Source organism: Methylibium sp. T29 (assembly GCF_000576205.1).
GTDB classification, from domain to species: Bacteria; Pseudomonadota; Gammaproteobacteria; order Burkholderiales; family Burkholderiaceae_C; genus Methylibium; species Methylibium petroleiphilum.
In genome coordinates this window covers 1-9725 of sequence record NZ_AZND01000133.1, presented here as the reverse complement: position 1 = coordinate 9725, position 9725 = coordinate 1, and the positions used below count along the sequence as shown (strand labels likewise).

Below are 9725 nucleotides of genomic sequence, written 5' to 3'. Positions count from 1 at the left end.
CCCACCCGCGGCCCGCGGCCTGCTCGACCTCTACGCCTAGCACGCGGCGCACGCCGCGGCGGTGGCAGGGGGCGGCGGTAAGCGCCGGTTTCGCCCCCTTATCGCGGCTTCGCCGTGAGGGCCGGCTCGAATAATCCTTTCCATTCCCTGCGTGCGGCGGCGTCTGCTCCGTGCGCGTTCATGGCAAGGAGTTCCCGATGTCTGCAGCCGCGGCCGATGCCGTCGAAGTGCCGAAGAAGGCCAAGAAGGGCCTGCCGAAGAAGCTCGTCATGATCCTGGCGATCGTGGCGCTGCTCGTGGCAGCCGGGGGTGGCGCCGCGGTCTACCTGCTGAAGAAGAAGGCCGCCGAGGCCGCTGCGGCCGCCGAGGAAGGCGACGATGCGGAAGAAGTGGCGCACGATGCCGGCAAGAAGGACCACAAGGCGCCACCCAATTTCCTGCCGCTCGAGCCCTTCGTCGTGAACCTAGCCGATCGCGACCAGGAGCGCTTCGCGCAGATCGGCGTCACGCTGCAGGTCGACGACCCCAAGGTGGCCGAGGAACTCAAGCTCTACATGCCGGCCATCCGCAACGGCGTGCTGATGATCCTGTCGCACAAGACCTCGGGCGAGCTGCTCGAGCGTGCTGGCAAGGAAAAGCTGGCGGCCGAGATCATGCGCGAGTCGGTGCGGCCCCTGGGCATCGAGATCGAGATCGACGACGCGCCGGCGCATGACGCGGCGGCCGACACCGATGCCGAAGAAAAGCCGGTCAAGAAGAAGCGCAAGAAGGCCCCGGCCGTGCACAACCCGGTCGAGCACGTGCATTTCTCCAGCTTCATCATCCAATGACGTACCCCCCCGTTGCGGTTTCGCCGCTCCCCCCCGGGGGGGCGACGCTGGCGGATCGGCAAAGCCGGGTCCGCGGCGTCCGCTCGCGTCGTGCCGTGCCTGCGGGCCGAGCGCCGGGCCGCTCCCAAGCCGGCCCGCGTCCCCTCGGGGGACCGGCTGACGTCCTCGTCGGACGAGGGGCACCATGAATCAGCAGATCCTGTCGCAGGACGAGGTGGATGCGCTGTTGCAGGGCATCACCGGCGAGAGCCAGAAGCTCGAGACCGAGGAGGTCGAGCAGGGCGGCGTGCGCGACTACAACCTGGCGAGCCAGGAGCGCATCGTGCGTGGGCGCATGCCCACGATGGAGATCATCAACGAGCGCTTCTCCCGCAACATCCGCATCGGCCTGTTCAATTTCATCCGGCGCACGCCGGAGGTGGCGGTCGGCACGATCAAGGTGCAGAAGTACAGCGCCTTCCTGCGCGAGATCGTGGTGCCGACCAACTTCAACATCATGGCGGTGCGACCGCTGCGCGGCAGCGGGCTGATCGTCTGCGATCCGACGCTGGTGTTCGCGGTGATCGACGCGCTGTTCGGCGGGGCCGGCAAGTTCCACACCCGCATCGAGGGGCGTGATTTTCGCCGACCGAGCTGCGCGTGATCTCGCGCCTGGTCGAGGTGATCTCGGCCGAGTACAAGAAGGCCTGGGCCGGTGTCTACCCGGTCGAGCTGGAGTACCAGCGTTCGGAGATGCAGCCGCAGTTCGCGACCATCGCCGCGCCGAGCGAGATCGTCGTGACCACCTCATTCACCGTCGAGATCGGCGACACCAGCGGCACCATCCATTTCTGCATTCCGTACGCCACGCTGGAGCCGATCCGCGACACGCTGTACTCCACCGTGCAGGGGGATGCCAACGAGCCCGACCGCCGCTGGGTCAAGCTGCTGACGCAGCAGATCCAGGCCGCCGAGGTCGACCTGGTGGCCGAGCTGGCGCAGGCGCCGGCCACGGTCGAGCAGTTGCTCGCGCTGAAGCCGGGCGACTTCATCGAGCTCGACCTGGACCAGGTGGTCCACGCCAAGGTGGACGGCGTGCCGGTGTTCGACTGCCACTACGGCACGAGCAACGGCAAGTACGCCATCAAGATCGATCAACTGCTGACGAACCAGGGCCCGTCCTGGCTGGGAGAACACCATGCTGATGCCGCACCGAACGACGAACAGGACGCGATGGCCGCCGAGTGGGCCGCCGCGCTCGAGCAACAGTCGCCCGGCAGCGAGGTCGTCACGACGGCCGAGCAGGTGGCGCCGGCGTCGTTCGCCAACTTCGCGCCCACCCCGGGAGGCGGCGCGGGCAACGACATCAACATGATCCTCGACATCCCGGTGCAGCTCACCGTGGAGCTGGGCCGCACACGCATCCCGATCAAGCACATCCTGCAGCTGGCGCAGGGCTCGGTGGTCGAGCTCGACGCGCTGGCCGGCGAGCCGATGGACGTGCTGGTCAACGGCTACCTGATCGCCCAGGGCGAGGTGGTGGTGGTGAACGACAAGTTCGGCATCCGCCTGACCGACATCGTGACGCCCAGCGAGCGCATGCGCCGGCTGAGCCGCGGCGGCTGATCCGGCCCTCCGGAAAGCGCGCGACATGATGTCCGGTTCCCTGGCTTCGGCCTGTTGTGGTTCGTCGTCATCGTGGCGGCCATCCCGCTGGCGCTGTGGCTGCTCAAGCGCACGCCCTACGGCGCAGCGATGAGCCAGGCGAACGCTCTGACGCGCACCGTCGGCAGCATGGCGCTCGGTCCGCACCAGCGCATCGTGACCGTCGAGGTCGGCCAGGGCGAGGAGCGCCGCTGGCTGGTGCTGGGCGTCACGCCGCAGTCCATCACCGCGTTGCACACCTTGTCGCCGCAGGCTGACATGGCCGCGAATGCTGCCGCCCCCGAGGCGCCGTTCGCCGCATTGCTGAAGAAGGTTCGCGATGCAAGGAACTGACCATCTCCGCTGCGACAGCGCCGCTCTCCCTCGAGGGAGCGACGCTGGCGGACCGGCGGAGCCGGATCCGCGGCGTCTGCTCGCGGGCATCGGTGCCGCTTCCTTCTTGTGGCGTCACAGGCGCGTCGCGCTGATCGCCGCCGTATCGGTGTTGTCGGCACTTCCTGCAGCGGCTTTAGCGCAGGCGGCGGGCGGCAACGCGAACCTGCCGCTGATCGTCGGACAGGGCGCGGGCGGCACCAGCTACTCGGTGCCGATCCAGACCCTGCTGTTCTTCACCGCGCTGAGCTTCCTGCCGGCCGTGCTGCTGATGATGACCGGCTTCACCCGCATCGTCATCGTGCTGAGCCTGCTGCGCCAGGCGCTGGGCACGCAGTCGGTGCCGCCCAACCAGGTGCTGATCGGCCTGTCGCTGTTCCTGACGCTGTTCGTCATGGGGCCGACCATCGACAAGGTCTACAACGATGCCTACAAGCCCTTCGCGGCCAACCAGATCGCCTTCGACGAGGCGCTGGCCCGCGGCGAGGCGCCGATGCGGTCCTTCATGCTGAAGCAGACGCGCCAGAGCGACCTGATGCTGTTCGCCCGGCTCGCCAAGCTCGACCCGGCGGTGAAGGGCGAGGACGCGCCGTTCCGCGTGCTGGTGCCGGCCTTCGTGACCAGCGAGCTCAAGAGCGCCTTTCAGATCGGCTTCCTGATCTTCATTCCCTTCCTGATCATCGACATGATCGTCGCCAGCGTGCTGATGAGCCTGGGCATGATGATGCTCAGCCCGGTGCTGGTGGCACTGCCCTTCAAGCTGATGCTGTTCGTGCTGGCCGACGGCTGGAACCTGCTGCTCGGCTCGCTCGCTGCCTCCTTCGCCACCTGACCCCACCGCCATGGATGCCCAACAAGTCTTCACCTTCGGCCAGCAGGGTCTGGTCCTGCTGCTGATGATCAGCGCGCCGATGCTGCTGACCATCCTGGTGGTCGGCCTGCTGATCAGCGTGTTCCAGGCCGCCACCCAGATCAACGAGTCGACGCTGAGCTTCGTGCCCAAGCTGATCGCCGCGGTTGCGGTACTCGCGATCGCCGGGCCCTGGATGCTCACCACGATCGTCGAGTACCTGCAGCGCACGCTGCAGGCGATCCCGACCGTCGTCGGCTAGCCGCTTCAGCGGCCGGCGGATGCCGCCCCCGACGAACCGACCATGTTCACCTTCGACGAGGCCCAGCTCACCGCCTGGCTGAGCCCGATGGTCTGGCCCTTCCTGCGAGTGCTGGCGCTGTTCGTCAGTGCCCCGGTGCTGAGCATGCGCAGCGTGCCGGTGCGGGTGAAGGTGGCGCTGGCCTTCTTCATCACCGTCGCGGCCCAGGCTTCGCTGCCGCCGATGCCGGTGATCGCGCTCGACAGCGCGCAGGCCTTCGAGGCGGTGATCCAGCAGCTGGTGATCGGGCTGGCCCTCGGCTTCTCGGCGCGCATCGTCATGGCCGGCATCGAGTTCGCCGGCGAGATGATCGGCCTGCAGATGGGCCTGAACTTCGCGTCCTTCTTCGATCCCATCAGCGCCTCGCAATCCACCGCGGTCAGCCGCTTCTTCGGCACCAGCGCGGCCTGGCTGTTCGTCGTGATGAACGGTCACCTGCTGCTGACCGCGGCCGTGATCCAGAGCTTCCATGCTTTCCCGGTGGCCGCGCCCGAGGCCGCCCCGCTGTCCTTCCTGTCGGCCCTGCAACCGCAGCTCTGGGGCGCGGAGGTGTTCCGCCTCGGGCTGTGGATCGCGCTGCCGATCATCACGATGCTGCTGTTCATGAACCTCGTGCTGGGGCTGATCTCGCGCGTGGCCTCGCAGATCAACATCTTCGCGATCGGCTTCCCGATCACGCTCGGCGTCGGCCTGATCGGCATCACGCTGACCCTCCCCTTCATGGAACAGCCGTTCACGATGGCGCTGGAGCGGATGCTGGCGCAGTTCCAGTAGCGGCCAGACGGCCGGGATCGGCAGGAGCGCACGGACCTCGCCCCGTATTGTGCGAATCTGGTACGGCGATTGCATGGAATCTAGGGTCAACCCTGATATTGACGTGCGGAGGTTCTGATGCGCGCCATCCTGTTGTCCCTGCTTGCTTCGTTTGCAGCACCAGCATGGTGCGAAGACGACATCCTTGCCGTGCTGCAGCGTTCACAGCAGATGCAGCTCGACGCGCTGACCGAGGCCCAGGTCGACGAAGCCGACCCTGCCGTGCAGGTGGTTCGCCGCAGCTTCCAGCGGGTCCTGGACGCGGCGGACATGCCCGGTGACGTCCGCTTGCTGGTCGTGCGGGGGCCGTTGCTCGCGGTGTGCCTGATGGGGCGCGTGGTCGCCGCGAACGTGTCGCTCGCCGACATGAGCGAGAGCGAGCGCAGCTTCGTGCTGGCCCACGAGCTCGGCCACGTGATGCATCGCCACTGGGCTCAGCTCGGACAACTCTACAAGCGACACATCCCCGGGGAGGTGGTGCAGGCGCACACCGACGCCATCGCCGGCGTGCTGGGCCGTGAGGCCTCGCAGCTGTCGCACGAGCACGAATACGAGGCCGATGCCTTCGCGATGCGGCTGATCCGGCATCTGGGCGAGCCCGAGGACACGCCGCTGGTCCTGTTCCAGCACCTGCCGATGATCAAGGCCACCGCCACCCACCCGGGCACCCAGCAGCGCGTGGTGCACCTGCGCACCCTGCAGTAGGGCCGGACGGTCAGCGGCCCGGTTCGATGCCCGGGTATTGCGGCAGCGCGTCGTCGATCGTCCACCACGCCGCCTTCGACGCCACGTGGATGTGCGCGGCGGGCCGCTGGTCGAAGGGATCGTCGAGGCTGCCCACGCGCAGCCGCAGCACCGCGGGCCGGTCGTCGCGGCGGCTGTGGATCGGCGAGCCGCAATCGCCGCAGAAGCTGCGCCACTTGCCCGGTGAGGACTGAAAGCCGCGCAGCCGATCGACCCCGCGCACCAGCCGGAAAGCTTCCACGGCCACCGGGGCCACCGTGGCGAAAGCCGAGCCCTGCGCCTTGCGGCACTGGCCGCAATGGCAGAGCACGATCGGCCCGGGCGCCCGGTCGAGTTCGTAGCGCACCGCGCCGCACAGGCAACCGCCGCTCAGGCGCACGCTGGCTTCGGCCTGCATCGGCGTTCAGGCGCCGGACGGCGCGCAGCCCGCGGGCTTGAACACCCGTTCGGTCGAGGCCGGGTGGCGCGCCAGCGCCGCGGCCGGCCGGCGAGGGCGGGCCAGCAACTCGCCACCGCAGTTGGGGCAGCGGCCCTGCAGCCGGGTGTCGGCGCAATCGGCGCAGAACGTGCATTCGAAGCTGCAGATCCGCGCGTCGGCCGCTTCGGGCGGCAGATCGGCATTGCAGCATTCGCAGTTGGGGCGCAGGCTCAGCATCGCGGCTCTCCCGGGGCGTTGCACAAGATGAATGGAGACGGGGGTCAGGCTCGGTCGCGGCCGAGCCTCATACCAGGCCGTTTCGGATGGCGTAGACCGTGAGCTCGGAGTTGTTGGTCAGGGCCAGCTTCTCCAGCACGCGGGCGCGGTAGACGCTGACGGTCTTCGGGCTCAGCGTCAGTTCGGCGGCGATGTCCGACAGCCGCTTGCCCGACGCGATCAGCACCAGCGTCTGCAGCTCGCGGTCCGACAGCTTCTCGTGGGCGATCTCGGTGGCCGGCTGGCTCAGGCTCTCGGCCAGCATCTGCGCGATCTCGGGCGTGATGTACTTGCGGCCCTTGGCCACCATCCGCACCGCCTCGACGATGAGCTGGGTGTCGCTGCCCTTGTTGACGTAGCCGTAGGCGCCGGCGCGCAGCGCGCGGATCGCATACTGGTCCTCGGGGTACATCGACACCACCAGCACGCGCAGCGCCGAGCCTTCCTCCTTCAGCACGTGCAGCACGTCGAGGCCGCTGCGACCCGGCAGGTTGATGTCGAGCACCAGCACGTCGCAGTCGGTGTCACGAAGCAGGCTGCGCAGCTCGCCGTAGTCGCCCGCCTCGCCCACGACCTCGATGTCGGGCGCATCCGACAGCGTGTCGCGGATGCCGCGCCGGATCAGTGCGTGGTCGTCGCAGAGGATGACGCGGACGGTCATGACGGCGCTGCGAGGGAGGATGACTGCATGCTTCCACTCTACCGCGGTCACGGCCCGTCGGGCCAGCCCATCGCAGGGGCCGCCTTCACCGCAGCATGTCCCAGGAGGTCGGGTCGTCCGGGTCGTCCTGCAGGCCGTCGAACTCGCCGTGCCCGGTATCTCCGCCGGCCTCGAGCGGCACCGACAGGATGATGGTGGTGCCGCCCGGTCCGCTGGAGAGGTCGACCCAGCCGCCGACCTGTGCCGCGCGTTCACGCAATCCGCGGATGCCGAAGGAGCGGGCCTTGGCGAGGTCCTCCTGGATCAGGCCGCGGCCGTTGTCGCTGACCTCGAGCGACAGCACGCGGCCGGCGACCGTGAGATCGACTTCCACGCGGGTCGCGTAGGCGTGCTTGCTGATGTTGGTGAGGGCCTCCTGCGCGGTGCGGTAGGCGGCCAGCGGGACGCCCGCCGGCAGCGGCGGCAACTCGTCGCGGCTGGTGCGGAACACCGTCACCACGCCATTGCGCTTCTCGAAGCGCTGGGTCATCCACTGCAGCGCCGCGATCAGGCCTTGTTCCAGGATGGCCGGGCGCAGGTTGTGCATGATGCGCTGGCTCGACTCGATCGCCAGCGTCACGGTCTCCAGTGCGCCCTGCGCGCGCTGCGCCACCGCCGGGTCTCGGGCGTGCCGCTCGATCCACGCCAGGTCGAACTTCAGCGCGGTCAGCGACCCGCCCACGTCGTCGTGGATCTCGCGGGCGATCGCCGTGCGCTCGGCCTCGATGTTTGCCTGCAGGTGCTGGGCCAGTTCGCGCAGGCGCTGCTCGCTCTGGCCCAGGGCCAGGTCGGCTTCCTGCTTGGCACGCAGCGCCTCGGTGCCTTCGATCGCGTGCAGCAGGGCCGGCACCAGCCGCGCCAGGTTTTCCTTCAGCAGGTAGTCGTTGGCGCCGGTCAGCATGGCCTGCACCGCCACCTGCTCGCCGATCTCGCCCGAGACCAGGATGAAGGGCAGCAGCAGCCGGCTGTCGCGCAGGATCTCCAGGGCGCGCAGGCCCGAGAAGCCCGGCAGGTTGTAGTCGCTGACCACCACGTCCCAGGGTTCGGCCAGCGCGGCCCGGTACCCGGCCTCGGATTCGACGCGCAGCGCGTCGGGATCGATGCCGCCACGCCGCAGGTGGGCCAGCATCAATTCGTGATCGAGTTCCGAATCCTCCAGGTGCAGCACCCGCAGCCGCAGCGGCACGGTGGACAGGGCGGGGGGTAAAGGGGACAGATCGGGTGCCGGCATGGGTGGAAGGGTCGAACTGGCGGTCGTTTGGCCCCGTGATCTTGACACCGCGGAACGGAGGGCTGGCGAAGAATTGTGCCAAGCCGCACCCGACCGGAGGCAGCGCGCCCCGAGCGCGTGAGGACGGGCGCACGCCCGCAGCGTTCGCGCTGCGCCCATTTGCGAAGACAACGATGCCACAAGCCCAGATCTCCGCCGAACCGGCGCTGCCGCTGCTGCTGGCTGCGGACCTGCAGGACCATCTGATGATGGCCAGCAACGATCTCGACCGCCTGCAGCGCCTGCTCGCCGACACCTGCGATGCGCTGATGCAGCGCTTCCACGGCGCTGTCGGCCAGCTGGACGGAGGCGACGCGATCGATGCCGGCACCGTCCGCGACGTGCGCCGCCTGCTCGGAGAAGCCGTCACGGCCCTGCAGTTCCAGGACATGGCCTCGCAGCTGATCGCCCACACCCACCAGCGCCTGCGCAACTGCGCCGACCAGCTGGCGCGCGATGCGTTCGGCGCAGACGCCGACGGCGAGGCGGTGATCGCCCCCCGCCGCTGCGTCCGAATCCCGTGACGCAGGACGAAATGGACGCCGGCACCGTCGAGCTGTTCTAGCGCGGTGTCGCCGCACTCAAGTAGTTCCTCCAGCAACCGATAAGTCACCGAGAAATCCGGAGAGCGCAATGCATTCAATCCTGGCCGTGGACGATTCCGCATCGATGCGGCAGATGGTGTCCTTCACCCTCAAGAGCGCTGGTTACGACGTCACCGAGGCCGTCGACGGCCAGGACGCGTACGACAAGGCCGCGCAGCGCCAGTTCGACCTGGTGCTCACCGACCAGAACATGCCCCAGCTCGATGGCATCGGCCTGACCAAGAAGCTGCGCGAGCACCCGAGCTTCAAGGCCACGCCCATCCTGATCCTGACCACCGAGTCCAGCGACCAGATGAAACAGGCCGGCCGGGCTGCCGGTGCGACCGGATGGATGGTCAAGCCCTTCGACCCGGCCAAGCTGCTCGAGGTGATCAAGAAGGTCATTCGCTGAGCCCCGTCAAGACGAGACACGAGGAATCGACATGGGCGACACGAACACGGCCAGTGCCAACCAGGCGCCGGCATCGACCTGAGCCAGTTCTACCAGGTCTTCTTCGAGGAAGCCGGCGAGAACCTCGATCGCATGGAGCAACAGCTGCTCGCGATCGACGTGGCCGCGGCCGACGACGAGGAACTCAACGCCATCTTCCGCTGCGCCCACTCCATCAAGGGCGGCGCGGCGACCTTTGGCTTCGCCGACGTGGCCGAGCTGACGCACCAGATGGAGACGTTGCTCGACAAGCTGCGCCGCCACGAGCTGCAGCCGACCGCAGCGATGGTCGACGTGCTGCTGCAGTCCGGCGATGCGCTGCGCTCGCAGCTGGCGCGCCACCAGGGTGCGGGCGGTGAAGTGCTCGACACCTCGGAGCTGCTGACCAGCATCCGCGCCTTCGTGGGGGGCCAGGCCCCGGTGCCGGCTGCCAAGGCCGCGCCGGCCGCCGTCGTGGCGGCACCGGCACCGG

At 68.5% G+C, this 9725-nt stretch carries 15 protein-coding genes and 1 pseudogene; 11 read left to right on the top strand and 5 right to left on the bottom strand.

Annotated elements, in window-relative coordinates:
- Window positions 1-197 precede the first annotated feature (197 nt).
- From x551_RS14645 to x551_RS14610, 8 genes and pseudogenes are all read left to right on the top strand, one after another.
- Window positions 198-830, top strand: a complete 633-nt coding sequence (locus tag x551_RS14645; RefSeq protein WP_036234667.1) for a flagellar basal body-associated FliL family protein — start codon at window positions 198-200, stop codon at window positions 828-830.
- Window positions 831-1014: 184 nt separating this feature from the next.
- Window positions 1015-1973 (top strand): annotated as a pseudogene (fliM, locus tag x551_RS14640) (flagellar motor switch protein FliM); the annotation flags it as partial.
- A gap of 69 nt (window positions 1974-2042) precedes the next feature.
- A complete protein-coding gene (fliN, locus tag x551_RS28215) occupies window positions 2043-2435 on the top strand; it encodes a flagellar motor switch protein FliN (protein ID WP_051495854.1) in 393 nt (130 codons plus the stop codon).
- Window positions 2436-2489: 54 nt separating this feature from the next.
- The gene (locus tag x551_RS14630) at window positions 2490-2807 is read left to right on the top strand and encodes a flagellar biosynthetic protein FliO (protein ID WP_253950383.1); all 318 of its coding nucleotides are present in this window, start codon (window positions 2490-2492) and stop codon (window positions 2805-2807) included.
- Window positions 2808-2913: 106 nt separating this feature from the next.
- Window positions 2914-3678: a flagellar type III secretion system pore protein FliP gene (fliP, locus tag x551_RS14625; protein ID WP_051495853.1), complete on the top strand. Its 765-nt coding sequence runs from the start codon at window positions 2914-2916 to the stop codon at window positions 3676-3678.
- 10 nt (window positions 3679-3688) lie between these two features.
- Window positions 3689-3958, top strand: coding sequence for a flagellar biosynthesis protein FliQ (fliQ, locus tag x551_RS14620; protein ID WP_036234665.1), 270 nt, complete (start codon window positions 3689-3691; stop codon window positions 3956-3958).
- 42 nt (window positions 3959-4000) lie between these two features.
- Complete coding sequence (gene fliR, locus x551_RS14615) at window positions 4001-4771, top strand: flagellar biosynthetic protein FliR (protein ID WP_036234662.1); 771 nt, start codon at window positions 4001-4003, stop codon at window positions 4769-4771.
- Window positions 4772-4888: 117 nt separating this feature from the next.
- Window positions 4889-5515 carry a M48 family metalloprotease gene (locus tag x551_RS14610; RefSeq protein WP_036234659.1) on the top strand — a complete coding sequence of 209 codons (627 nt, stop codon included), beginning with the start codon at window positions 4889-4891 and terminating at the stop codon, window positions 5513-5515.
- A gap of 10 nt (window positions 5516-5525) precedes the next feature.
- On the opposite strand, the gene x551_RS14605 is transcribed toward x551_RS14610, so the two are convergent.
- From x551_RS14605 to x551_RS14590, 4 genes are all read right to left on the bottom strand, one after another.
- Window positions 5526-5951 carry a GFA family protein gene (locus x551_RS14605; RefSeq protein ID WP_036234656.1) on the bottom strand — a complete coding sequence of 142 codons (426 nt, stop codon included), beginning with the start codon at window positions 5949-5951 and terminating at the stop codon, window positions 5526-5528.
- 6 nt (window positions 5952-5957) lie between these two features.
- On the bottom strand, window positions 5958-6209 hold the full coding sequence (locus x551_RS14600; protein ID WP_011828180.1) for a DUF1272 domain-containing protein: 252 nt from the start codon (window positions 6207-6209) through the stop codon (window positions 5958-5960).
- A gap of 67 nt (window positions 6210-6276) precedes the next feature.
- Complete coding sequence (locus tag x551_RS14595) at window positions 6277-6909, bottom strand: response regulator transcription factor (RefSeq protein WP_011828181.1); 633 nt, start codon at window positions 6907-6909, stop codon at window positions 6277-6279.
- A gap of 85 nt (window positions 6910-6994) precedes the next feature.
- The gene (locus x551_RS14590; RefSeq protein ID WP_051495852.1) at window positions 6995-8179 is read right to left on the bottom strand and encodes a sensor histidine kinase; all 1185 of its coding nucleotides are present in this window, start codon (window positions 8177-8179) and stop codon (window positions 6995-6997) included.
- A 173-nt stretch (window positions 8180-8352) separates the two neighbouring features.
- On the opposite strand from x551_RS14590, the gene x551_RS14585 reads away from it, so the two are divergent.
- Window positions 8353-8742 carry a hypothetical protein gene (locus x551_RS14585; protein WP_310732266.1) on the top strand — a complete coding sequence of 130 codons (390 nt, stop codon included), beginning with the start codon at window positions 8353-8355 and terminating at the stop codon, window positions 8740-8742.
- A 109-nt stretch (window positions 8743-8851) separates the two neighbouring features.
- Complete coding sequence (locus x551_RS14580; protein WP_011828184.1) at window positions 8852-9214, top strand: response regulator; 363 nt, start codon at window positions 8852-8854, stop codon at window positions 9212-9214.
- A gap of 6 nt (window positions 9215-9220) precedes the next feature.
- On the opposite strand, the gene x551_RS27925 is transcribed toward x551_RS14580, so the two are convergent.
- Window positions 9221-9355: a hypothetical protein gene (locus x551_RS27925; RefSeq protein ID WP_256363989.1), complete on the bottom strand. Its 135-nt coding sequence runs from the start codon at window positions 9353-9355 to the stop codon at window positions 9221-9223.
- Here x551_RS27925 and x551_RS14575 point away from each other — a divergent pair.
- Window positions 9347-9725, top strand: a 379-nt coding sequence (locus tag x551_RS14575) for an Hpt domain-containing protein (protein WP_036249164.1), incomplete at its 3' end; no start/stop codon positions are given. The two genes, x551_RS27925 and x551_RS14575, sit on opposite strands and share 9 nt — an antisense overlap.